The 23,055-nt window shown below is 42.7% G+C and carries 22 protein-coding genes, 2 tRNA genes and 2 rRNA genes (1 of these 26 cut by a window edge); 4 read left to right on the forward strand and 22 right to left on the reverse strand.

The window, feature by feature from the left end:
* Positions 1-3 precede the first annotated feature (3 nt).
* From DIC78_RS06745 to gutB, 6 genes are all read right to left on the reverse strand, one after another.
* Complete coding sequence (locus tag DIC78_RS06745) at positions 4-771, reverse strand: TPM domain-containing protein (protein ID WP_127695835.1); 768 nt, start codon at positions 769-771, stop codon at positions 4-6.
* A complete protein-coding gene (locus DIC78_RS06750; RefSeq protein ID WP_106021498.1) occupies positions 771-1,796 on the reverse strand; it encodes a TFIIB-type zinc ribbon-containing protein in 1,026 nt (341 codons plus the stop codon). Before DIC78_RS06750 ends, DIC78_RS06745 begins: the two co-directional genes overlap by 1 nt.
* A gap of 64 nt (positions 1,797-1,860) precedes the next feature.
* Positions 1,861-2,544: a PspA/IM30 family protein gene (locus DIC78_RS06755; protein ID WP_106021497.1), complete on the reverse strand. Its 684-nt coding sequence runs from the start codon at positions 2,542-2,544 to the stop codon at positions 1,861-1,863.
* A 211-nt stretch (positions 2,545-2,755) separates the two neighbouring features.
* Complete coding sequence (locus DIC78_RS06760; RefSeq protein WP_127695837.1) at positions 2,756-3,718, reverse strand: carbohydrate kinase family protein; 963 nt, start codon at positions 3,716-3,718, stop codon at positions 2,756-2,758.
* Positions 3,719-3,824: 106 nt separating this feature from the next.
* Positions 3,825-5,213, reverse strand: coding sequence for a glycoside-pentoside-hexuronide (GPH):cation symporter (locus DIC78_RS06765; RefSeq protein ID WP_106021495.1), 1,389 nt, complete (start codon positions 5,211-5,213; stop codon positions 3,825-3,827).
* Positions 5,214-5,296: 83 nt separating this feature from the next.
* Positions 5,297-6,358 (reverse strand): sorbitol dehydrogenase, encoded by a 1,062-nt coding sequence (gene gutB, locus DIC78_RS06770; protein ID WP_127695839.1) that lies wholly within the window; start codon positions 6,356-6,358, stop codon positions 5,297-5,299.
* Between the two features lie 234 nt (positions 6,359-6,592).
* On the opposite strand from gutB, the gene DIC78_RS06775 reads away from it, so the two are divergent.
* A complete protein-coding gene (locus DIC78_RS06775; RefSeq protein WP_127695841.1) occupies positions 6,593-9,100 on the forward strand; it encodes a tetratricopeptide repeat protein in 2,508 nt (835 codons plus the stop codon).
* Between the two features lie 104 nt (positions 9,101-9,204).
* Here DIC78_RS06775 and DIC78_RS21755 read toward each other — a convergent pair whose 3' ends face one another.
* The 3 genes from DIC78_RS21755 to groES form a co-directional block, all read right to left on the reverse strand.
* Positions 9,205-10,200 carry an alpha/beta hydrolase gene (locus tag DIC78_RS21755; protein WP_167492248.1) on the reverse strand — a complete coding sequence of 332 codons (996 nt, stop codon included), beginning with the start codon at positions 10,198-10,200 and terminating at the stop codon, positions 9,205-9,207.
* A gap of 975 nt (positions 10,201-11,175) precedes the next feature.
* A complete protein-coding gene (groL, locus tag DIC78_RS06785) occupies positions 11,176-12,810 on the reverse strand; it encodes a chaperonin GroEL (RefSeq protein ID WP_010333214.1) in 1,635 nt (544 codons plus the stop codon).
* 46 nt (positions 12,811-12,856) lie between these two features.
* Positions 12,857-13,141, reverse strand: a complete 285-nt coding sequence (gene groES / locus DIC78_RS06790; protein WP_003155970.1) for a co-chaperone GroES — start codon at positions 13,139-13,141, stop codon at positions 12,857-12,859.
* Between the two features lie 238 nt (positions 13,142-13,379).
* On the opposite strand from groES, the gene DIC78_RS06795 reads away from it, so the two are divergent.
* Both DIC78_RS06795 and DIC78_RS06800 read left to right on the forward strand, forming a co-directional pair.
* Complete coding sequence (locus DIC78_RS06795; protein ID WP_044152836.1) at positions 13,380-14,114, forward strand: CPBP family intramembrane glutamic endopeptidase; 735 nt, start codon at positions 13,380-13,382, stop codon at positions 14,112-14,114.
* A complete protein-coding gene (locus DIC78_RS06800; protein ID WP_024120410.1) occupies positions 14,111-14,302 on the forward strand; it encodes a DUF4305 domain-containing protein in 192 nt (63 codons plus the stop codon). The genes DIC78_RS06795 and DIC78_RS06800 overlap by 4 nt, the downstream gene beginning before the upstream one ends.
* Positions 14,303-14,347: 45 nt before the next feature.
* On the opposite strand, the gene tatC is transcribed toward DIC78_RS06800, so the two are convergent.
* The 4 genes from tatC to moaC are packed head-to-tail and all read right to left on the reverse strand — an operon-like array spanning position 14,348 to position 16,464.
* A complete protein-coding gene (gene tatC, locus DIC78_RS06805; RefSeq protein WP_127695843.1) occupies positions 14,348-15,106 on the reverse strand; it encodes a twin-arginine translocase subunit TatC in 759 nt (252 codons plus the stop codon).
* A 6-nt stretch (positions 15,107-15,112) separates the two neighbouring features.
* Entirely contained in the window at positions 15,113-15,286 is a 174-nt protein-coding gene (tatAY, locus tag DIC78_RS06810; protein ID WP_010333210.1) for a sec-independent protein translocase protein TatAY, read from the reverse strand.
* Between the two features lie 21 nt (positions 15,287-15,307).
* Positions 15,308-15,955: a redox-sensing transcriptional repressor Rex gene (locus tag DIC78_RS06815; protein WP_010333209.1), complete on the reverse strand. Its 648-nt coding sequence runs from the start codon at positions 15,953-15,955 to the stop codon at positions 15,308-15,310.
* Positions 15,952-16,464 (reverse strand): cyclic pyranopterin monophosphate synthase MoaC, encoded by a 513-nt coding sequence (moaC, locus tag DIC78_RS06820; RefSeq protein WP_127695845.1) that lies wholly within the window; start codon positions 16,462-16,464, stop codon positions 15,952-15,954. Before moaC ends, DIC78_RS06815 begins: the two co-directional genes overlap by 4 nt.
* 126 nt (positions 16,465-16,590) lie before the next feature.
* On the opposite strand from moaC, the gene DIC78_RS06825 reads away from it, so the two are divergent.
* Positions 16,591-18,519 (forward strand): ABC-F family ATP-binding cassette domain-containing protein, encoded by a 1,929-nt coding sequence (locus DIC78_RS06825; protein ID WP_127695847.1) that lies wholly within the window; start codon positions 16,591-16,593, stop codon positions 18,517-18,519.
* Positions 18,520-18,746: 227 nt separating this feature from the next.
* Here DIC78_RS06825 and tsaD read toward each other — a convergent pair whose 3' ends face one another.
* The 9 genes from tsaD to DIC78_RS06870 form a co-directional block, all read right to left on the reverse strand.
* The gene (gene tsaD, locus DIC78_RS06830; RefSeq protein WP_059335927.1) at positions 18,747-19,787 is read right to left on the reverse strand and encodes a tRNA (adenosine(37)-N6)-threonylcarbamoyltransferase complex transferase subunit TsaD; all 1,041 of its coding nucleotides are present in this window, start codon (positions 19,785-19,787) and stop codon (positions 18,747-18,749) included.
* Positions 19,780-20,235 (reverse strand): ribosomal protein S18-alanine N-acetyltransferase, encoded by a 456-nt coding sequence (gene rimI, locus DIC78_RS06835; RefSeq protein WP_024120406.1) that lies wholly within the window; start codon positions 20,233-20,235, stop codon positions 19,780-19,782. The genes tsaD and rimI overlap by 8 nt, the downstream gene beginning before the upstream one ends.
* A 9-nt stretch (positions 20,236-20,244) precedes the next feature.
* A complete protein-coding gene (tsaB, locus tag DIC78_RS06840) occupies positions 20,245-20,934 on the reverse strand; it encodes a tRNA (adenosine(37)-N6)-threonylcarbamoyltransferase complex dimerization subunit type 1 TsaB (protein ID WP_127695849.1) in 690 nt (229 codons plus the stop codon).
* A complete protein-coding gene (gene tsaE / locus DIC78_RS06845) occupies positions 20,915-21,391 on the reverse strand; it encodes a tRNA (adenosine(37)-N6)-threonylcarbamoyltransferase complex ATPase subunit type 1 TsaE (protein ID WP_106021487.1) in 477 nt (158 codons plus the stop codon). Before tsaE ends, tsaB begins: the two co-directional genes overlap by 20 nt.
* Positions 21,392-21,405: 14 nt before the next feature.
* Positions 21,406-22,383, reverse strand: coding sequence for a thiamine-phosphate kinase (gene thiL / locus DIC78_RS06850; protein ID WP_106022466.1), 978 nt, complete (start codon positions 22,381-22,383; stop codon positions 21,406-21,408).
* 180 nt (positions 22,384-22,563) lie between these two features.
* Positions 22,564-22,640, reverse strand: a tRNA-Asp gene (locus DIC78_RS06855).
* 54 nt (positions 22,641-22,694) lie between these two features.
* Positions 22,695-22,771, reverse strand: a tRNA-Met gene (locus DIC78_RS06860).
* A 22-nt stretch (positions 22,772-22,793) separates the two neighbouring features.
* A 5S ribosomal RNA gene (rrf, locus tag DIC78_RS06865) occupies positions 22,794-22,909 on the reverse strand.
* 54 nt (positions 22,910-22,963) lie between these two features.
* A 23S ribosomal RNA gene (locus tag DIC78_RS06870) occupies positions 22,964-23,055 on the reverse strand; it runs 2,836 nt beyond the window's last position.

The following is a 23,055-nucleotide window of genomic DNA, read 5'->3' on the forward strand; positions in this document are numbered from 1 at the left end:
CGACTAGAAACTGCCCCGGCTTCCGCTGTATGACGTGCCGCCTTTCGTAACACCGCCATCGCCGCCGCTGTCTTTATCATTTGATGGTTTTCTTTCTCTAGTTACAGTCGTTCTGATATAAGTGTCGTATTGATCAATTACATCAGACGTACGATGATCCATATATGTATTCCCATTAACCGTTACTTTGCCGCCCGAATGATAAAGCATGATTGAAACCGCGATGCCACCGACTGCGATGGCAGCAATCAGCTGAAACCACCATTTAAAGAACACGCTGTCGGGATTGACTCCCGGTTTTATGCCCATATCTTTATAAGAAAGCTGAATATAGGTCTTAAAAGCTTTGAAATAATCTTCATTTGATAAATCAGATGAAATCGTATTTCTGATGCTGTTTAGCCTGCTGTTGTCCAAATACTGTTCAGCTTTTTTGAAGCCCGCGATGAATACTTCTTTGTTTGCCATATCAATCGTTAAAATGGCTGTGCTGCCTTTCCCGTAACGATCATAAAAATCGCCAGTATAATCGGCAATATCTTCACCGTTTGTGCTTTTTGTCGTAATAACGATGAAATCAGTGTCCCTCTTTGCACCCAGCTCTGCCGAGAGAGATTCAAGTTTTCCGATTTCTGCTTTTGATAATAGATGGGCTTGATCATATACATGCTGCTGTGATTCAGAAGCTCTCGCCGCTTCGATCCCCAGTACCGGCATCACCATGAAGACAGCCAGCACAACAAGAATCGCTTTCCCTAAAAATACGCGCATCAAAATCCGCCTCCCATCATCAATGAGACGAGCTTCAATGCAAGAAATGTCCCGCCTGCTATTCCGCTAAACCATGCCGCCACTTTTCCTGAACTGATCGGCGGCTTTCCGACAACCTTTCCTGTTTGGCCGTTCATCGCAAAGGTATGCTCTGCTCTTTCATAATCGTAACTGACCATCCAAACAGGAAGCAAAACATAAAAGCTGTTCACATTTCTCGTGTGTATATGTTTGTCCCTCACATTGACCGACGTATATCCGGAAAAAGTAGAATGTATGTATGAATCTATATAACTGCTGATTTTCTCTTTTGCCCTCGGAAAAAGCTCCTCATCGGTATAATTGTATTTTTCCGCAATATAACCGGCCAAATATGCCGTTTGAAAGTCCTTCAGCTGATCGTATGAATAAGGCTCCAATTTGTCCATTATTTCATCATTCATTTTTTCAGAGGCATCGACAGGGATTTTCAAATAATCGAGATTGATATCCCGAAACGCTTCAAAATGTTCTGTTTCTGTGCAAATATAATCCCCTTCTTCATACTGATGGACTCTGGTACAGTTCGCTCTCACCTGTACTTCACTATTTAAATCAAACATCCAAAACGGGATATACATCCCGGTGATGCTTTTAATGCGATCGGCCGACATGAATCCTCTTGGTGTCAGAAGGCCTTTTTTGCACCACTTTCGAAATGCCTGCTCCGCTTCTTGTTTACTGATTGTAAATGGAATGACCTTCGCCGGTGCCAAATGTCCTGATAAACGATCGGCAAGTATTGCAGCACCTCCGCAGAAACTGCAAGTCGTCGCTGTCGTTTCAGCTTCCGTGATCAAAACGGCACCGCAGTTTTCACATTGATATTCTTTTGCCTCATCTTCAGAAAACCGCGCCGCAATGTTTTCTTTCGGAAGGCTTTCAATATTGTCTTGTCTTCCGCAGCTGCCGCAGGATAACGAGCCGGATTCACTGTCAAATGCCATATCACTGCCGCAGTTCGGACACTTATAAGATATTATCATTACCGTTCCCTCTCAAATCTTATGATAAATGGTGCCGCAGCCGAAAGCTGCGGCCTCCTATGTATTATTTATCCAGCATCATTTTCGCTTTTAACGCCGCAAGTTCATCATCAACCTGACTTGAACCGGCAGTATCATATTTTGCAGTCAGATCAGCAATATCATCCTGCGGAGCGCTGTTCAGTTCAGCCATTGCATTGGCCTGATCAAGCGCCTTATTTACTTTGTCCTCCATTCTGCCGAATGCAGACATTGATTGGCTTGTAGTCGAAACAGAAGCGCCAAGCTTGTTCATTCTTTCTTGCGTTTTCGCTACTGCCCACTTCGCCTTGATCATATTTTTGCGTGCTTCCAGCTCTCCAATGTCAGAAACCAGTTTGTCATGCATCTTTCTCATCTGTGCGGCATTGGTTGCAGCAATTTGATTCGCCGTCTGCAGCTCAGAAAGCTTTGATTCCAAAGATGTTCTTCTTTCAAGGAACTTTCTCGCATCGCCCTCATTCCCCGCTTGCAGTGCTTTCATTGCATAGCTTTCCATCTTTTCCATATCTGCCTGGCACTCGTGTAATTCTCTTTTTGCCCTCTGCTCCTCAGCCATAACAGCTGCTGTTTCTGCCTTAACCTTAGCCAAATCGCTATTCATGTTTCTTAAATACTGATCTACCATTTTCTCTGGATTTTCAGCCTTGTCCAATAAAGCATTGATATTCGCGGACATAATATCTTTGAATCTTCCAATTATACTCATCATATGTTCCTCCTAGAAGCTATTTCGGTATACCCCTTAATACATATACTATTTATTATCGTTAAAAGTTTCATTTTTTTAATAAAAAATGACATTAAAACAGAAAAATACATAACTTTTTACCCAAATATTAAGTTTAAGCACAAAAAATAAATAAAAAAGAGGATGCCTCCCCAAAAGTCCAAAGACTTTCAAGAAACATCCTCGATGTTTATAGAGAAACTTCAATTTCTTTCATGCTGGGCAGTGCATCAATCGCTCCAATTTTAGTGCAGACAAGAGCGCCGACCTTATTGGCAAAAGACACGATATCACGCAGCTGCTCAAAATCAGTTTCTACCGATTCAATCTTATCTGTACCAGCTAATTTGAACAAAGCCGCTCCGACAAAAGCGTCTCCCGCTCCTGTAGAATCAATCGAAGTGACAGGAATACTCGGAATGATTTCATGTTCCTTGCCATTAGACAGCAATGTTCCGTTTTTCCCAAGGGTCACGGCAACCATCTCGGCTCCGATACCATGGAGAATATTGACGCCCTCTTCATGATCCTTCGCACCAGTGATGATCTCCAGCTCCTCGTCACTCACCTTAACAAAATCACTTAAAGCAATGGCTCTTTTTGCAGCACTAACAAACTCAGAGACTCTTCCCTTCCATAAATCCCCTCGATAGTTAGGATCAAATGAAAGAAATTGCCCTTTATCCTTCGCAATGGTCATAAGCCGTAAATAGGCTGTACAAAATGGATCAGATAACAATGCCGTCGCTGAGCCAAAATGAAGGATTTTCGCTTGATTCATTTTATCCTGATCGACATCTTCGATCGTAAACAGAGCATCCGCGCCTCTATTGAAAACAAAATCGCGCTCTCCATTATTCTTTAATGAAACAAAAGCAAGCGTTGTAGGTGCTTTCTCATCCATCACCAGCATAGAGGTATCCACATGAACAGCATCTAACGTTTGCTTCAGAAAATACCCAAAGGGATCCTTCCCTACTTTTCCTGCGAAAGCAGCGTCCCCTCCCAGCTTGGCAATCGCCGCTGACACATTTGCTGGGGCGCCCCCGGCACTTTTTAAAAATTGACGCCCTTTCTTTAAATCAACGTCCACATCGGTACAAAAGAAATCGATCAATAACTCCCCAATACAAACAACAGACTGACTTCGCATGTTATCACACTCTTTTTACATATTCTAGATTACAGTCTCAGTATATTACTTTCAGTCATAAATACAACCTTTTACATCGAATATTAGAAATATTAAATATATTCATTTACCTGGATTTCTTCTCAAGCTCGGTGATGATCTGTTTATATCTTTTTTCAGTTAAAGGATAAAAGGCTATGATGATGATAGAGAGTAAAATAAATAGTCCCGGAATTAAGGCATTCATATGTTTAATCGCATTCAGTGACGTCACGGTTTGATCAGTATTCGCCACATATCCTGCGATTCCTAAATAGATGGCAGAAAACGAACCGGCCAGTGCAACACCTAACTTATTGATAAAACTCATGCTGGAAATCACCACTCCGTCGGCACGAACCCCTGTCTTCCATTCCGCATAATCAACACAATCGGCAACCATTCCCCAAGCAAGCGTATTTAAAGGGGTTGTAAAGAACCCTGAAGCAAATAGCCAGATGAAAATGAGCGTCACCGAAGAATACGCCGTAAAATGCAGACCTGCATACGAGATCAGTGACAAAGCAGCCGATATGACCATCACATTTTTCCTGCCCCACTTCTCAGAAAAGTATGGAATAAACAAGTTACTGATGAGGGCTGCGCCAAAAAATAAAACGGTTCCAAAGAACACCAGTTCCTTATGATTCACGTTATACGTAAAGTAGTACACCATTGTACTGATTTTAATATTAAACCCGATTGCAAATGCTAAAAATGATGACGTTAGAATCAGCAAAGGTTTGTTTTGAAACAAAACAGATAACGTCTTTTTCATTCCCTGTTTCTTTGTTTTCTTAGGCGCAATCCGCTCACGCACAGTAAAGAAACTAAAGAGGTTCAAAGCGATGCTAACAATGGCATAGACGAGAGCTGTCATTTGAAACCCAAATGCCTGGTTCTCTCCTCCCAAAGCTGCTGCAAGCGGTGTTGCACAGGAGATGGATAGAAGGATTCCAACATAAACCAAGATCATACGAGTCGTTGTTAATACCGTTCTTTCTTTTACAGAATTCGTAATCCGGCCCGTTAAGCTGTTCACTGGAATCGTTTGCATACTAAAGGACATGCCGAGCAGAATATAGGTAATATACGCATATACGATGTTTCCCGTTGCTCCAAAGTGAGGAGTGGTGAAACACAGGACAGTAAATAATGCGAAAGGAAATGCCACCCACAACAGATAAGGCCTTGCCTTTCCCCACCTTGTGTTCGTTTTATCTAAAATAACCCCCATAATCGGGTCAAAAATGGCATCCAGCACCCGCACAACAAGAAATAATGTGGCGATGACCGCAGGCTGTATGCCGCCGATATCCGTATAATAAAACAGCAGGTATGCGTTTACAAATTGAAACACAATATTATACGACATATCACCGAAGCCATACCCGATTCGTTCAAGCCAGGACAGACCGGCACTGGATTTTGTTTGATGTTTCGCCTTCATTACCGTTGCTTTTTCTGTTTGAATCATCTTTTCCACCCCAAGAATCCGTTTTCAATATTGAATACAAATCCAGTAAATAAGAGGGAGAATACGAGATTCTCCCTGTTCACTCAGCTATTCGGATAAACCATCACTTTTAAACATTCATTCTTAAATTGCAGTGCCCGCTCCATCGCCTCTTGCGTATGCTCCAGCGCATATTGATCCGTCACAAGGTGCTTCGTGTCAACAATGCCCGAAGCAAGGAATTCAATTCCTTTTGGATACGTATTGGCATAACGGAAGATGCCGTATATATCAATCTCATTGTCTGCGATAAATGGCACATTTAGCGGAATTTCATTCTGAGAAGGCAAACCGACAATCGCAAGCTTTCCGCCGCGTCGTACAGAAGCCAATGCAGATTGCAGTGCCGCAGGATTCCCCGCTGTTTCCCAAACAACGTCAACGCCTCTATCATTTGTGATTTTTTTAATTTCTTCAAGAGCATCTTGTTCACGGATATTAATCACATGAGTAGCTCCCATTTTTTTCGCGGCATTTAACCGCAGCGGCTCTAAGTCGGTCACAATGATTGTACTGGCTCCAAATGCTTTAGCGGCTGCAACAGCCATTAATCCAACAGGGCCCATTCCCATGATCGCAATCGTTGATCCAGGCTGAAGCTTCGTTCTCATCGCTGCATGGATACCGACAGAAAACGGTTCAATCAAGGCAGCATCCTCATAGGAAAGTGAATCTGGAATTGAGAAAACAAAGTCCTGTCTGATTTTGATATATTGTACAAACGCGCCGTCTACCGGCGGTGTGGCCAAAAACTGTACATCCGGACAAAGGTTATAACGCCCCTCCTTGCACGCTTCACAGCGTCCGCACGTTACACCAGGTTCAACAGCGACGCGGTCACCGACTTTGAATTGATCAACAGACGAGCCGACAGCCGCGATTTCTCCCGCGCACTCATGTCCGAGGATAAATGGCTTTTCCACTACATAATTGCCTATTCTGCCGTTTGTATAGTAATGCAGATCCGATCCGCAAATCCCGACAGCCATCACCTTAATCAACACTTCATCCTGACTGATGTCAGGTACAGGCAATGTTTCAATTTTGATCTCTCTTGTGTTATGCATAATAGCTGCTTTCATGGTTTTAGGTACTGTGTGAGTCATTACGGCAAATTCCTTTCTTTATGAACACTATTAACGGCATATAAGCCGCTTCATCAAGAAATGTAAGTGCATACATTTTTGCATTTTCTGTCACTGCCCTCATTTTATCTGCTTTTCAACATGTTCAACAGCTTTTCATGCTGTATAAAAGGACAGCCGCACTGTACTTTTTGATTTTTCATATACAAAACTAGCAGGATTGATAAAATAGTACTAATAGGAGGTGCAGGTTTTGTGGCTGAACTTGAAGATCGAAAACAATTTGCGGAATTGCTGGCACCTGGCGTAAAGTCATTAAAACTTCATCCAGATTATAAAGTCAGAAGGAATAAGAACGAAAAAACAGGACAGTCTTATTTAGACAACATTTCACACCAGCTGGGAGTTTCCCCAAACACGATTAAAAGCTGGATCGGACAGATGGGTGCGAACTATGTTCCCGGAAGAATCGAAGACGGAAAACTGTTCGGAATAATCTGGATCATTCTTGAAAAAACCGATATGAATATACAGTGGTTTACCGACCTGCTTGAGACCACCACTATACCGGTAATCAAACCTGCACTGCCTGTATGGGCGGCCTCATGTCTTAAAAAAGCGAAAATAGTACGGCAGGACAATTCATTCGGAGCACCGCTTGATCAAGATATTGAAAAAACAGTCAAACGTTTATTTCCCGATATTCTCGACCATAAAACGAATGCGCTTACAGAACAGATGCCTTTGACACACAACTTACCGTCACGCTGGTCGGGTCACTTTATAGGACGAAGATTTGACATCAAGGCGATACGGCAATGGATGCTTTCCCCATCACCCGTCTGTTTAATTACCGGATGGGCAGGCACGGGAAAAACGACAACTGCTCTAGAAGCAGCCTATTCCTGTATCGGCGATTCCTCAGATTGGCCGGCATTCAACAGCATCATCTGGCTCAGTGCTGATTGGAAAGGATTAAGCTTTAGCGATTTTTTAAATACGATTGCATACCAGCTCGGACGCGCTGAACAAATCGATAAATCAATCAATGAAAAACGATTCGTCGTCCGCAATGCGTTAGCCAATTACACCAGAGAAAAACCGATACTGCTGATCGTGGACAGCATAGACACTGCTGAAAGAGACATTCACGAATTTATCACCAGCCTGCCCCAAGGCGTGAAAGTCCTCCTCACAGCACGTGAAAACTTGAAGCAAACCTATCGGGAAAGCTTCGGAGAAATGGTAACCATCCAGCTGAGCGGACTTGAACAAACAGATGCCCTGGAATATTTTCATCAAGAAGTGAACCGCTGCCTGCAAATGGGCAACGATCCAACTAAACGAGAAAAGCTAGCGCAGCTGCTGGAACTGTCTCCAGAACTGAAGAGCGAGTTCATTTCAGCGACAGCCGGAAACCCAAAAGCCATGGCACTCAGCATCGCCTATATGTCAGACGATGACATGCCCGCTCAGCAGCTGATTCATGAGCTCGGAAAAGCAGGCTACTCACTATTAGACCTGTTTGATTTTCTATTTGGGCGCACATGGCACAGATGCAATGAAGACACCCGGAAGCTATGGCAGGCGCTATGCTTTTTCAGCAAGCCGCCAGATGAAAAAAGCCTGGCGGCAGCAGCCGGATTAGACGCTCGCCGTTTCCATTACGCAGTTGAACAAATGCGGTCTTTTGCTCTGATTCAGCCCGAACGAAGCAAAGGAAGTACACAGTACTTCGCCCATCAAACCGTTGTCGCATACGGAGAACAGCACTTATCCGAAAATCAGAAGTATGAAAAAGAAGCCCGCAGCCGCTGGGCGCACTATTATATTCATTATGCGGAAACCCATTTAAAGCGGGAACAGCCAAACTCTATCTATTGGAGCTATCTCCTGGGACGTGATTTAAACCCAATCAAAAAAGAATGGCCAAACATCCTAAAGGTGATCAAATGGTCAAGCGAAACCGGACAAAATGAAATCTTAATTGAACTCATCACCCGCATCAGCCATTTTCTAAGCAGAATCAACCTGCCCCTGCGTATCGAATACGGACGCAAAGCCGCCAACGCAGCCCATCAATTAGGCAAACGCACGCTAGAAGTGTTCTTCCGAATCGACACAGCAGGCTGGGCACTCATGGAAGTCAATGATTTAGACGGGGCACTTCAACAAATTGAAGCCGGCCTGAAAACGCTGGAACAATCAGACACTGGAGAGCAAGACGTTCACGATCTAAAGGTATGGGGACTCGCACTGCAATCGAGGCTGTTCTTAAAAGCCGGAAGTCATGAAAAAGCGGAAGCGATTTTAACCGAAATCAAAGATAAACCGATTTCCCCTGCGATTCAGCACAGAGTTCTATTGGTTCGCGGAGATCTGAGCTTTGCGAAAGGTCATAATGAAGAAGCCATTCAATTATACGAAGCGGCAAATCAAATCAGTTCCATGTATGGGGGCGAAAAAACGATAGAAGCCTATTTCAATCTGGGTGTCGCTTACGTGAAGTGTGGTCAGTTTGAGAAAGCGGAAGAAGCTTTTGAGCAGATGCTTTATGACAAACACAACGCTAATCAGGTTGAGCTGATTTATTATTATTATGGGATGGCGCAGCTGTTGCATCGTAAAGGAGAGAAAACGAAAGCGATGGAAGCTAATCAGAAAGCGATTCGTTTGATTGATTCGTGGGAGCCTGCGATTGGGATTCGGGGAGACGTGGAAGAACTGGCAATGGTGATTAAAGAAAACGACTATTACTCATAGTTGTTCTGTCAGCAATCTCATGCTGTTTCTTTATTATAAATAGGAAAGGCCAACTGAAGTCGCAGTTGGCCTTTCGTTTCTTATTAAGGTCTACAAATTAAGGTCTACAAATGTACTGAACCAGGTTTTCCCGTATGTATTCTTTCTCGTATAAAGGAAAGCGTATCATTTGCCAGCTTTTTGCGACAAAGAACAATACCGGAATGACCACAATTGTAGACATATCTTGTGGGCTTCCCCCAACTTTCCCATAAATAATCTGCATCTTTTAAGTCAATATATTGATCGTGTTTAGCTGAAATCAGCAGAATGTTATCTTTATTAACTTTTGGCAAGGCTTGACTAGGATCTGTGATATTCCAATATTTCACTAAATCTTCATAGGTCACACTATTTTGTTCTAATTCCTCTCTTATAAATTTACCCGGGATCGTGTTCCATATCGAATAAGAAAGGCGATTGGCATAAAAGATTGATACCACTACATCAATTTGAGAATCTAAGGTAGCAATTAGATTAGTAACCCATCCCCCTAAGCTTACTCCCGCTATGATAACAGGGCCTTTTTTATTTGCTTTTATCCAGTGAATTAACGCCCGTAAATCTACAATAGACTGTCTTGTCGACTCAATTGTACGGTCAATGTTTGCACTAATCATCAACTCGCCACTATACAGTGAATTTTCCGGTTCTCTTTCAAAATGGTATGGTAGAGAATAATAATACATGTTCCAGCCTAAATCGTTCATTATACGATTATGAAATATTTTTTTGATTCTATCGAACGAATCCATGCGCCAGCCGTGTACAAAGATAACATTGGGTTGATCTATATCATTTTCATTTAAAAAAACCTCCCCTTTTAAAGTGTCATTAACAGGATTCCCAGATTGCATTAAAGATTCATAGCTAAATGTTCCAACCTTATAATTTTTTCCTGACTCATTCAAATCAATTGAAACATCAGCTATATTTGCACTGTAAAATTCTTCTCTATCATCTATATCGGCTGTAAAAGCAGCAGAAAAATGTTTATCTTTGCTTCTTTTTCTGTGTAAATCATATAAAGCCAAGCGATCTATCATTTTTGAGAAATGCACTATTAAGTCCTCCTTGATAATCAAAAAAACTAATATTAGAGTTGATAATTGGATTGTCTGTCTCCATAGAGTCGGGACGGATTTTATCAAGAATCTAACTTCATCGACAGTGAATTTTTGGGGATCAGATGTCATTATTCTGTCTCTCTTTATTCTTAACAAAAAAGACGAGTTCCTTATTGCAAGGAAAACATCGTCTTTTAGTAGCTAAAAAAAGCAGCACAAATAGACATTTTAACAGGATTTCTCTTTGACAGTGCTTTCCTAGAGGAAACCGTCTAAAAGTGTTGGTGGCACTATTTATCTAGATAACGGGGTCTTTTTTTGTCGTATGAGAGTATCCCAATATTGTCTCCTGTCTGCAATAGAGAGAAAGGTAACAGAGGTTGGGACGAATAATTTTCAACCCCATAAGTGAATGGATATAGAAAATGACCAAAAATAAATAACTCAATGCCCTTCCTCTTTGTGGATAAGGGCTCTTATTATTTCAATTACTTATTGTTTCACTTTTATTTTGGTCGGGCTCATAATATCATGGATAAGCCCAGAATAGGCTGGAACCTTCTCGCTGCATTCCAAATAATGCCTCGTGTTATTTTTTGAGACGATGGAATTCAACTCACTTCTGGTTTTCAGCAGTCGAAGATAAGGTCCTGCGCGTCCTTAAAAATCACAAAGTAAATCAAAACAAAGTCAAGATGCAAATAAAGCATGAATTGTATGATGAGAATTTTGTATTTTAGTCGATAGAATAGTCTATATCGGGGTTACTTACCGTTTATCAAAACTATTGAGTATCGATATAAAACAGTGCTAAAAAAATCAAACCACAAAAGACAGAAAAAAAGAAGCCTCTCACAAGTTCGGTGAACTCATGAGAAACCTCGAAAATTTATAAATGGCATCAAAAGGGCATCAAAAATGACGTCCGTTGCCGACAAACCCTTGTTTATCAAGGGTTTTTTGTCGGTGTTACATCATGCCGCCCATACCGCCCATGCCGCCCATATCAGGCATTCCTGCGCCGCCGGCATTTTCTTCCGGTTTGTCAGCGACAACAGCTTCAGTTGTTAAGAGCATTGCTGCTACAGAAGCTGCGTTTTGCAGTGCAGAGCGTGTAACTTTTGTTGGGTCAACGATACCTTTTTCGATCATGTTTACCCATTCGCCAGTTGCAGCGTTGAAGCCTACGCCGATTTCTTCGTTTTTCAGGCGCTCAACGATGACAGATCCTTCAAGACCAGCGTTGTGCGCGATTTGACGAATTGGCTCTTCAAGCGCGCGAAGCACGATGTTGATACCTGTTTGCGCATCACCTTCAGCTTCAACTGCAGCGACTTTGTTATATACGTTTACAAGCGCTGTACCACCGCCGGATACGATGCCTTCTTCAACAGCTGCGCGAGTTGAGTTCAGGGCGTCTTCGATGCGAAGTTTACGCTCTTTCAGCTCAGTTTCAGTCGCAGCGCCGACTTTGATGACAGCTACGCCGCCAGCAAGTTTCGCAAGACGCTCTTGTAATTTTTCTCTGTCGAACTCAGAAGTTGTTTCTTCCACTTGAGCGCGGATTTGAGTGACGCGTGCAGAAATTTTATCTGTTTCGCCAGCGCCTTCAACGATTGTTGTGTTTTCTTTTGTAACCACAACTTTAGAAGCGCGTCCCAATTGTCCGATTTCAGTAGATTTCAGGTCAAGGCCAAGATCTTCTGTGATGACTTCTCCGCCAGTAAGGACAGCGATGTCTTCAAGCATTGCTTTACGGCGGTCACCAAAGCCAGGAGCTTTAACAGCCACTGCGTTGAATGTGCCGCGAAGTTTGTTCACAACAAGTGTTGCAAGAGCTTCACCTTCAACATCCTCAGCGATCAGAAGCAATGGTTTGCCTTGCTGAACAACCTGCTCAAGCACAGGAAGGATTTCTTGAATGTTTGTGATTTTTTTGTCTGTGATTAAGATGTAAGGATTGTCAAGAACCGCTTCCATCTTATCAGAATCAGTTACCATGTAAGGAGACGCATATCCGCGGTCGAACTGCATACCTTCAACAACTTCAAGCTCAGTTGTGAAGCCTTTAGACTCTTCGATTGTGATAACGCCGTCGTTGCCTACGCGCTCCATTGCTTCAGCGATAAGGCTTCCGACTTCCTCATCAGCAGCAGAGATCGCAGCAACCTGAGCGATAGATTCTTTGCCTTCGATTGGCTTAGAAATTTCTTTCAGATTCTCGATCGCAACGTTTACAGCTTGTTCCATACCTTTACGCACGCCTACAGGGTTAGCGCCTGCTGTTACGTTTTTAAGGCCTTCGCGAATCATTGCTTGCGCAAGAACTGTCGCAGTTGTTGTACCGTCACCGGCAACGTCGTTTGTTTTGCTGGCTACTTCAGCTACAAGCTTAGCACCCATATTTTCAAACGCGTCTTCAAGTTCGATTTCTTTAGCGATTGTTACACCGTCATTAGTGATTAACGGAGAACCGAATTTTTTCTCTAGAACCACGTTGCGTCCTTTTGGTCCTAAAGTTACTTTTACAGCATCAGCAAGTGCATCAACACCGCGAAGCATTGCGCGGCGAGCTTCTTCACTAAACTTAATATCTTTTGCCATGTGTACGAAACCTCCTCGAATTTTTAAGTATTTGTTTATTTAAGAATTAGCCGATAACAGCTAAAATGTCGCTTTCACGTAAGATTAAGTATTCAGTACCTTCGTATTTCACTTCAGTACCTGCGTATTTTGAGAAGATAATGCGGTCGCCCTCTTTTACTTCTAAAGCAACGCGCTCTCCGCTTTCTAACACGCGACCTGAACCAGCTGCCACGATTTTGCCTTCTTGCGGCTTTTCTTTTGCAGAATCCGGTAACACAATTCCGCTGGCAGTTTTTTCTTCAGATTCTACGAGTTCAATGACAACGCGATCACCTAATGGCTTTAACAATGTAATAACCTCCTCAATAGTATGAATATGTAATTTTAGCACTCGGCACTAAAGAGTGCTAACACAATTCTTATAATAAAGAATCTCACTTCCAATTTCAAGTGATAAGATAAAAATTTTTTCACGCTTACATCATTCTTTTCAGCTCAGATATCCCTTGGCTTTTTCACCCCCGATTCAATTATGTTACAATAGCTGTAGACAAAAGAAACCCATTTAACAAAGGAGTACATACCATTTGAGAAAACAGTATTGGTTTATTATTTTGACATATATCATCATGCAGTTTTCAGCAGTAATTGCGATTCCCTTGTTATTTAAATTCGGTTATGCGGGAGGACAGCCCACAAAAGAAAATCTGCTGTACGCGCAGGGATTATGGTCCGTCATCAGTTTTATTGCCTGTCTGATTGTTGTATTGCTCATTCTCAGAACCGCGCCTAAAACTGCGCTGCGTAACGAAAAGAAAGACTCGGTCGGACTTTCGATCCTTTGGGCGATAGCCGGGTTTTTCATCGCCCTTTTCTCTCAAGGATTAGCCGGTTCTATTGAATATTATGTATTTGGCATCGGAAGAGAATCAGAAAATACAAAAGCCATCCTGGATGTGATTCAGGCAGTTCCGCTCATGATTATCGTTTCTTCTATCATCGGGCCTATATTAGAAGAAATCATCTTCAGAAAAATCATTTTCGGCGCGCTGTACGAAAAAACGAATTTCTTTATTGCCGGACTGATCAGCTCCATTATTTTCGGAATTGTTCATGCCGATTTAACGCACCTTCTGCTGTATACGGCAATGGGCTTTACCTTTGCATTTCTATATGCGAGAACCAAACGGATTTGGGTGCCGATTTTCGCCCATGTAATGATGAATACATTCGTCGTCATTATGCAGCTTGAGCCTGTTCAGAAATACCTTGAACAGCAAAGCACACAAATGCAATTGATTATTGGAGGATTATTTTCATGAGAAACCCGATAGTGTGGGGAATGATCTACTTTGCCGTAGGGTGCATCTTTACTTATCTCGCCGCAAGCTCGCCAGGCAGCATGTGGTCATTTTACTCCATCCTGCTGATGGTGTTCGCTGCATACAACATCAGCATTTCTTTTAAGATGTTCGCCTTTTCATTTAAAATAAAGAAGAACCAGAAATAAAGAAAATCCATTTCTCTTCTATGAGAAATGGATTTTTTATGTTGGCTAAGAAGAAACGTCCTGATCGGCAGCACTGCTTTTCTGCGCTTTCCGATAGGCAGCCTTCGATATTAAAATACTGATTTCATACAAAATCAAGAGCGGAACAGTCACCATCATATGAGACAAAAGCTCAGGTGGTGTAATCAGAGCAGCAATCACAAGCATCGTAAAGTACGCATACTTTCTGATTTTCGCTAAGAACATCGGTGTCACAATTCCAAGCCTTGTCAAAAACATAAGGATGACCGGCATTTGAAACAACAGTCCAAACGGAATCGTCAGCTGCAGAAGAAAATGAAAATATTCATTAATTCCAATCACCTGAGTGACATTCAAATCCTGAGAAATCCGTTTCATAAAATCGACAACAAAAGGAAATAAAATATAATAGGAAAAAGATAAACCCGCTAAAAACAGCAAAATAGAGATCGGAATGTAGCTGAGCGTTACTTTGCGCTCCTTTTCATAGAGGCCCGGGCTCACAAAAGCCCAAAGCTGATAAAGAATAACCGGCGAAGTCAGGACAATCCCGATGATAAACGCAAACTGCATAAACACATAAAGCGGGTCTGTCAGATTAAACGCATTGAGCGTGAGCTCCTTCGCTTCATCCGTTTCTTGCAGATACACTATAATCGGCTTCGCTAAAAAAAATCCCGCGATAAAGAAAACGACAAACGCCAGCGCCACAACCAGCAATCGTTTTCGAAGCTCCGCAATATGCTCCAGCAGCGACATTTGATTCACTTTCATTTGTGTCATCCTAACTTACTGATTCTCTTTCTTTTTTTCCTCATCATCACTCGCTAATCCTTTAGTAGCGTTTTTGAATTCACGAAGTGTGTCTCCAGCCGCTTTTCCCAACTCAGGCAGCTTTTTGGGGCCAAAGATAATCAGAGCAACGATTGCGATAACAGCAAGGCTTCCAGGACCGATCGGCATATTTGGGCTCCTCCTTTCCGGTTACTCGATTTCCTCTAAAACAGAATAATGCTTCAAGAAATAAACCAGTGACTGAAGCTCTACAGCTAAATCTATATGATGAATTCGAATGTGTTCCGGCACATTCAAACGGGCCGGCGTAAAATTAAGAATACCCTTGATCCCTAACGCAACCAATCTGTCGGTAATCGATTGGGCCGCAACTGCGGGCACTGTCAAAATGGCAACTGATTCGCCTTTTACATGCTTTTCAAGATCATCGAGGTTAAAGACGGGCACACCGCCTACCTCAGTTCCTATTTTACTCTCATTTATATCAAAAGCCATAGAAATTTTTGTGTTATTATTTTTTGTGAAATTATAGTGAAGAAACGCTGTTCCTAAGTTTCCGACACCAATCAAGATAACGTCTGTCATTTCATCCTGATCCAGCGTTTTTCGGAAAAATGACAGCAAATAATCGACATTATATCCGTATCCTTTTTTGCCAAGAGCTCCAAAATAGGAAAAATCCCTGCGAATCGTGGCAGAATCAACCTTTACGGCATCGCTGAGTTCAGCGGATGATACACGCTGTTTTCCTGACGCATGCAGATTCTTTAAAAAGCGATAATAAAGCGGCAGCCGTTTTGCCGTCGCCTGCGGAATTTTTGATTGATCCTTATTCATTTTTGGTCCTCCAAATTATACTCGGATAGTTCTCTTTTAAAGTCACCGTTTTTCCCGCCTGTCTTTTCCAGCAAGCAGGTAGGGCCGATGACCATCCCCTTATCAAGCGCCTTGCACATATCGTAAACAGTAAGGGCACACACCGATGCAGAAGTTAGCGCTTCCATTTCCACACCTGTACTCCCTTTCGTTTTGACCTGTGCTTTTATATGAAGTATAACTTCTGTTTCTTTTATTTTCCAGTCAAACGAAATATCGACCCCGCTCAAGGATAGCGGATGGCACATCGGGATGATATTTGATGTTTGTTTCGCAGCCATAATACCCGCCACCTGAGCGACAGCAAGTACATCTCCTTTGCCGATACCATGGCTTTTTATTTTCTCGTACACTTCACTCTTCATGTGTACGCTTGATACAGCCGCCGCAGTACGGACAGTCGAAGATTTTTCGCTGATATCCACCATCTGGGCTCTGCCCTGTTCATTAAAATGAGAAAATCCATTCATAGTAAAAACTCTCCTTAAACAGATCATACACTATTTTCTTCTCTATGTCTTATTCGGCCAATGTATTGTTTGCTGAGTTCTGGTTCATAAGCTACACTTAACTTATTATAGCAGAGGTGAAATAATATGATGATCTTACAAATTAATCAGCTTTCCAAATCATTTGGTGCTGATACTATTTTAAACAATATAAAGCTGGAAGTCAGAAACCGTGATCGCGTCGCTATTGTAGGAAGAAACGGCGCTGGGAAATCTACACTCCTTAAAATTATCGCAGGTCACCTTTCATATGAAAAGGGTGAAATGATCAAGCCGAAAGATATCACAATGGGCTATTTGGCCCAGCATACCGGCTTGGATTCTAAGCTTACCATAAAAGAAGAGCTGCTGACTGTTTTTGATCACTTAAAAGCGATGGAAAAAGAAATGCGAAACATAGAAGAAAAAATGGCGGCAGCTGACCCAAGTGAACTGGAAAGCATCATGAAAACCTACGACCGCCTTCAGCAGGAATTTAAAGATAAAGGCGGCTATCAATATGAAGCAGATGTCAGATCTGTGCTGCACGGTCTCGGCTTCAGCCATTTTGACGATTCAACACAGGTGCAAAGCCTAAGCGGTGGTCAGAAAACAAGACTGGCCTTGGGTAAGCTTCTGTTAACACAGCCCGACCTTCTCATTCTAGATGAGCCGACCAACCATCTGGACATTGATACGCTGACATGGCTTGAACATTATTTACAAGGCTATTCAGGCGCCATTCTGATTGTTTCTCACGACCGCTACTTTTTGGACAAAGTGGTGAACCAGGTGTACGAGGTATCAAGATCAGAAAGCAAAAAGTATCACGGCAACTACAGCGCTTATCTAGACCAAAAAGCTGCCCAATATGAAAAGGATCTTAAGCTGTATGAAAAACAGCAGGATGAAATCGCCAAGCTGCAGGACTTTGTAGACCGAAATCTAGCGAGAGCCTCAACGACAAAAAGAGCACAAAGCCGGCGGAAACAGCTTGAACGGATGGACGTCATGTCAAAACCGCTCGGCGACGAAAAATCAGCAAATTTTCATTTCGACATTACAAAACAGAGCGGGAACGAGGTCCTGCGGGTTCAGGATCTGACCATCAGCTATGAAAACCAGCCGCCGCTTCTGACAGATGTTTCGTTTAGGCTTCCAAGAGGAGAAAGCGCCGCTCTTGTAGGTCCCAACGGAATCGGAAAATCAACCTTGCTCAAAACATTAATAAACACACTGAAGCCGGATCAGGGAACAATAGCGTACGGCTCAAATGTCAGTATCGGTTACTATGACCAGGAACAAGCTGAGCTGACCTCCTCTAAACGCGTCATTGATGAGCTGTGGGACGAGTATCCGGAGCTTCAAGAGAAAGAAATCAGAACGTGCCTCGGAAATTTCTTATTCTCCGGGGATGATGTGCTTAAACCCGTCCATTCCCTAAGCGGAGGCGAAAAAGCAAGAGTGGCCCTGGCAAAGCTGATGCTGCAAAAAGCTAACTTTCTCATTCTTGATGAGCCGACGAACCATCTTGACTTAGACAGCAAAGAAGTTCTCGAAAACGCCTTGATCGATTATCCGGGCACATTGTTATTTGTCTCACATGACAGATATTTTATTAATAGAATCGCAACAAGGGTATATGAGCTTTCTCCAAACCATATTGAAGAATATCTCGGAGATTACGATTATTATACAGAGAAAAAAACACAGCAGCTGGAATTGGAGAAAATGAAACAGCAAGAGGAAACTGAAAAAGCCACGGTTGCAATGAAATCCGACTCTAAACGTTCTTATGAGGAAGAAAAAGAATGGAAAAAGAAAGAACGACAACGACTCAGACGCATAGAAGAAATTGAAACGACAGTTCAAACCATAGAAGAAAAAATCAGTCACAATGATGAATTACTTTGTGATCCGGAAGTATATCAGGACCACGAAAAGGTACAAGCCATCCACGCTGACAACGAGAAACTCAATCAAGAATTGGAAAACCTATTATCAGAATGGGAAGAACTATCCACAGAAGAAGATTAAAAAAAGTCAAGCACCTCTTTTTTAGAGGTGCTTTTTATCCACAGAAAATAACCTTATAAGCAAACGAAGAAAGCGGTTTATACACAATATCCACAAAATATTCTGAATTTATCCACTTTATTAACAGCCTCTCAACCCCTTTACCCATCTATATCTCTATAATTACTCACAGATATGTGGATAAATTGAGAATTATCTGTTAATAACAATAAAAAAGCCTCACGCCATTATGTCGTGAGACCCTGGTAAGAAGTCAGTTCAAGACCAGGCTGGCCATTCATATCATATGATCCGCGAATCCCTTTTTCAAAAGCAATTGTACCGGCCGCAGCAATCATTGCAGCATTATCCGTACATAAGGATAGCGGAGGAATGATGAGCGCCGTCCCCTCATGCTGGGAAAATTCCTTCTGTAACGCAGCTCTGAGTCCTCTGTTTGCAGCTACTCCGCCGGCCAAAAGAACCTGTTTGACACCATATTCTTTTGCAGCGCGTGCCGTTTTTGTCACTAAGACATCAATGACGCTATTCTGAAAACTGGCAGAAAGATCTTCCGGCGCAATTTCCTGTCCTTTTTGAGCCGCGTTATGAAGCGTATTGATCACAGCTGATTTCAGCCCGCTAAAGCTGAAATTATAAGAACCTTCTTCAAGCCATGCGCGAGGCAGAGGAATAGTGTCATTCCCTGATTCCGCAAGCTTGTCAATCTGCGGTCCGCCTGGATACGGGAGACCCATTGTTCTCGCCACTTTGTCATAAGCTTCCCCTGCTGCGTCATCGAGTGTTTCCCCGATTACTTCAAATGAACCGTGTTCTTTCATATAAACCAATTCCGTATGGCCGCCGGAAACGACCAATGCAAGCGCTGGAAAAACAATCTCTTCTACCAAACGGTTTGCGTAGATATGGCCCGCTATATGATGGACTCCAACTAACGGAATATGATGCGCAAAGCTCAATGCTTTAGCGGCGTTTACCCCGATTAGCAGTGCTCCCACCAATCCCGGGCCTTCAGTAACTGCAATCGCATCTATGTCACGATATGTCATGTCTGCTTTACGGAAAGCCTCTTCGATCACTAAAGTGATTTGCTCCACATGATGTCTTGATGCTATTTCCGGCACAACCCCTCCGAATCGTTTATGGCTTTCAATTTGAGAGGCCACAACGTTCGAGACGATTTCTGTTCCGTTTTTGACAATAGCTGCTGCCGTTTCATCGCAGCTCGTTTCGATTCCTAATATATAAAGATCTTTTTGCTCATTCATTTATCGTCACCCACATAATTAACGCATCTTCCCCGTTATCAGTATAATAGTTCTTTCTTATTCCGCCGGGCTGCATCCCGAACTTTTTATATAAACTTTGAGCAGGGTGATTGGAAACCCTCACTTCAAGCGAAAGCCGCCTCGCCTCTTTTTCTTTACAAAGCTCGAGAGCTGAACGAAAAAGTGCTTCTCCTAAAGACTGGCCCCTATACTCTGGTTTAATCGCTATATTTGTGATTTGGGCGTCGTCCATCACAATCCAAATCCCGCAATAACCCGCGATACAATCGTCCTTTTCAATCACGAGATAGTGGGCATACGGATTTTCAAGCAATTCATGATAAAACGAATCCTTCGTCCAGGGAGACGTAAAGGAGGATGTTTCAATTTCGTATACGTGATCAACATCATCAAGCTGCATTTTTCTGACTGCTGCTTTTGTTTTCATCCTATCACCCTACTTTTGACTTTCAATCCATTTCGCTTCAGCTTCTGCAAGCCGCAAATAATCCGGCACAAGCCCGTGAATATCAGCAGCTTCCCTATCCGCACCCAAGTAAGCCAATTCTGAAGGGCGGGGATTATGCTGAACCGCAGACCCTATGATTCCTTTTGTTCCTAATACATCCAGTATCGTCTCCTTGTGTATGGATGTATCATGTCCTAAAAACAAAACAGAGCGATCTTTCTCTTTTAGCATCTCCAGCCACTCTGTCAGCATCACATTTTGATCCGGCACAGCCTGTTCTAAAAGCCCGTTTTTATATTCATAAAGACCTGTATACACCTGTCCGCGTCTCGCATCAAATATAGGGCTGATCAGACCGTCAAAGTGACGTCCATTTGCCGCGAGCGCTTCAAGACTTGAAACAGCAGAAATCGGAATGTTTAAAGACCAGGCAAGTGTTTTGGCAATGGTTACACCGATTCTCACCCCTGTGTACGAGCCAGGACCTTTTGCGACAACAATTTTAGAAAGATCCTGCGGGGTTGTATCACAATCATTCAGCAAAGAATGAACAGCAGGCATCGCTCTCACAGAGTGATTCTTTTTTAAATATGTCATGTATTCTGCTATGACAGTGTTGTCCCGAAGCAGCGCTATGCCTAAAGTATAATTCGATGTATCAATTGCTAATATTGTCATGTCTACTTATCTCCTCACAAAGCATTTCATACCGATTCCCCACAGCTGTAAAGGTGATCTCTCTTTCATCATCACCAGCTCTTTTAATGACAATTTGCAGTCGCTCCTGCGGAAGCTGCTCTTCAATTAAATGCGCCCATTCCACTAAGCAGACACCTTGTCCATGAAAATATTCATCAAGTCCTAAATCTTCACTCTCGTCTTCCATTCTGTATACATCCATATGAAAAAGAGGAAGTGAACCATCGTTATATTCTTTTATGATCGTAAACGTCGGACTGTTTACAACACGTGTAATTCCAAGTCCTTCAGCAAAACCTTTTGTAAAGGTTGTTTTCCCAGCTCCTAAATCGCCCTCTAATGTCAGGACGTCCCCAGGCTTTGAAAACGATGCAGTCAGCTTAGCAATCGCTTTTGTTTCTTCAGGATTTACAGTTCTCCATTTTAATTGCTTCACACGAGTCACCCGTCTTATTTAAAATGATTATACCCTTTTTTCTCTAAAGTCATTGTTTCTTCATCTGTCTTTAATACGACATTGGATTCTGTCTTTTCACGGACACATCCAATCTTTGTAATTGGCAGTTGAAGTCTGCTGCACTCCTGCTGTAACACTTCCCAGTCTTCCTTTGAGATCGTCCCAGTCAGCTCAAAATCCTCTCCGCCAAACAAAGCCCATTCCTTCCATTTGGAATTTAACTTAGGCAAGTCCGGATGAACTGGAAGAAGGCTCTCGTCAATTTCTATTGAAACAGAGCTGGATTCAGCAATTTCATGCAATTCACTTGCCAATCCGTCACTAATATCATTAAGAGCCACACGCTGAGCGTTCGAGCATAGTCTGCCAACACTCACTCTTGGGTGAGGCCGTTTATGCCTATTGATAAAGTAATCTGTTTCAAATGATGTTTCCGGATGGGAGGTCTCTTTTAGCAGCAATGAAAGTCCAGCGGCAGAAGAACCGATTTCACCAGTGACAAAGACAATATCATTCGGCTTTGCCAAACTGCGCAAACAGGCACGTCCCTTTTCAACTTCCCCAATCACAGTCACTGTGACGACTAGTTTATCGTTAGTAGAAACTGTATCACCGCCAATCAGGTCCATACAGTATAGTTTCGCCAGTTCATTCATTCCTTCATACATTGCCTTGATTTCTGATGCCGTCCATTTTGAAGGCACCGCAAGAGACACTAAATAAAACTTAGGAATACCTCCCATTGCGGCAATATCACTTATATTTATAGCCAACGCCTTATATCCAATGTCCTCCGGCGAAGAATAGCTCAATTTAAAATGCACGTCCTCTACCATTGTATCGACACAGACAATTTCCTGCACACCGTTTTTCGCTGTGTAAAGAGCCGCATCGTCTCCAATTCCTACATCAACGGAAGAATGGTGAATGGTTCGCGGAGTAATACTATTAATTAAATCAAACTCATCCATTAACCAAACCTCCTTTTGGTCTGATTATGTTTTATATGTACTGTATCTAGTGTATCGGATTATGGTGAAATATCCAAGATGTTGCCGATATAAAGAAAGCTTGGCTATCATACCAAGCAAAAGATGTAATAAAAGAAAACACAAAAAAAACGAAAACATGATCGTTTCGTTTACAATAAATGGCGGTCCGGACGGGACTCGAACCCGCGACCTCCTGCGTGACAGGCAGGCATTCTAACCAACTGAACTACCGGACCATTTTAATTTGGTTGCACCCTTTGGGCGCTCCTTATTTTAAAGGATATATTTTTTGGTTGCGGGGGCAGGATTTGAACCTGCGACCTTCGGGTTATGAGCCCGACGAGCTACCGAACTGCTCCACCCCGCGACGATATAATTATGATAAAACTGCTTGGCGGCGTCCTACTCTCACAGGGGGAAACCCCCGACTACCATCGGCGCTGAAGAGCTTAACTTCCGTGTTCGGCATGGGAACGGGTGTGACCTCTTCGCTATCGCCACCAAACAATTTGAGAGTGTTCTCTCAAAACTAGATAACAGGTGTGACATCATTAGAAATTAGGTTAAGTCCTCGATCGATTAGTATCTGTCAGCTCCATGTGTCGCCACACTTCCACCTCAGACCTATCAACCTGATCATCTTTCAGGGAT

The sequence above is a fragment of the Bacillus halotolerans genome (assembly GCF_004006435.1).
Lineage (GTDB): Bacteria > Bacillota > Bacilli > Bacillales > Bacillaceae > Bacillus > Bacillus halotolerans.

What these genes read in the sequence shown, in the direction of transcription:
- thiL (WP_106022466.1), bottom strand. Translation starts at nt 22,383, where the DNA reads ATGGATGAGTTTGATTTAATTAATAGTATTACTCCGCGAACCATTCAC.
- DIC78_RS06760 (WP_127695837.1), bottom strand. Translation starts at nt 3,718, where the DNA reads ATGCGAAGTCAGTCTGTTGTTTGTATTGGGGAGTTATTGATCGATTTC.
- DIC78_RS06800 (WP_024120410.1), top strand. Translation starts at nt 14,111, where the DNA reads ATGAGAAACCCGATAGTGTGGGGAATGATCTACTTTGCCGTAGGGTGC.
- tsaD (WP_059335927.1), bottom strand. Translation starts at nt 19,787, where the DNA reads ATGAATGAGCAAAAAGATCTTTATATATTAGGAATCGAAACGAGCTGC.
- DIC78_RS06745 (WP_127695835.1), bottom strand. Translation starts at nt 771, where the DNA reads ATGCGCGTATTTTTAGGGAAAGCGATTCTTGTTGTGCTGGCTGTCTTC.
- DIC78_RS06765 (WP_106021495.1), bottom strand. Translation starts at nt 5,213, where the DNA reads ATGATTCAAACAGAAAAAGCAACGGTAATGAAGGCGAAACATCAAACA.
- DIC78_RS06755 (WP_106021497.1), bottom strand. Translation starts at nt 2,544, where the DNA reads ATGAGTATAATTGGAAGATTCAAAGATATTATGTCCGCGAATATCAAT.
- DIC78_RS06815 (WP_010333209.1), bottom strand. Translation starts at nt 15,955, where the DNA reads ATGAATAAGGATCAATCAAAAATTCCGCAGGCGACGGCAAAACGGCTG.
- DIC78_RS06825 (WP_127695847.1), top strand. Translation starts at nt 16,591, where the DNA reads ATGATGATCTTACAAATTAATCAGCTTTCCAAATCATTTGGTGCTGAT.
- tatAY (WP_010333210.1), bottom strand. Translation starts at nt 15,286, where the DNA reads ATGCCGATCGGTCCTGGAAGCCTTGCTGTTATCGCAATCGTTGCTCTG.
- moaC (WP_127695845.1), bottom strand. Translation starts at nt 16,464, where the DNA reads ATGAATGGATTTTCTCATTTTAATGAACAGGGCAGAGCCCAGATGGTG.
- rimI (WP_024120406.1), bottom strand. Translation starts at nt 20,235, where the DNA reads ATGAAAACAAAAGCAGCAGTCAGAAAAATGCAGCTTGATGATGTTGAT.
- groL (WP_010333214.1), bottom strand. Translation starts at nt 12,810, where the DNA reads ATGGCAAAAGATATTAAGTTTAGTGAAGAAGCTCGCCGCGCAATGCTT.
- gutB (WP_127695839.1), bottom strand. Translation starts at nt 6,358, where the DNA reads ATGACTCACACAGTACCTAAAACCATGAAAGCAGCTATTATGCATAAC.
- DIC78_RS06750 (WP_106021498.1), bottom strand. Translation starts at nt 1,796, where the DNA reads ATGATAATATCTTATAAGTGTCCGAACTGCGGCAGTGATATGGCATTT.
- tsaB (WP_127695849.1), bottom strand. Translation starts at nt 20,934, where the DNA reads ATGACAATATTAGCAATTGATACATCGAATTATACTTTAGGCATAGCG.
- tatC (WP_127695843.1), bottom strand. Translation starts at nt 15,106, where the DNA reads ATGACACAAATGAAAGTGAATCAAATGTCGCTGCTGGAGCATATTGCG.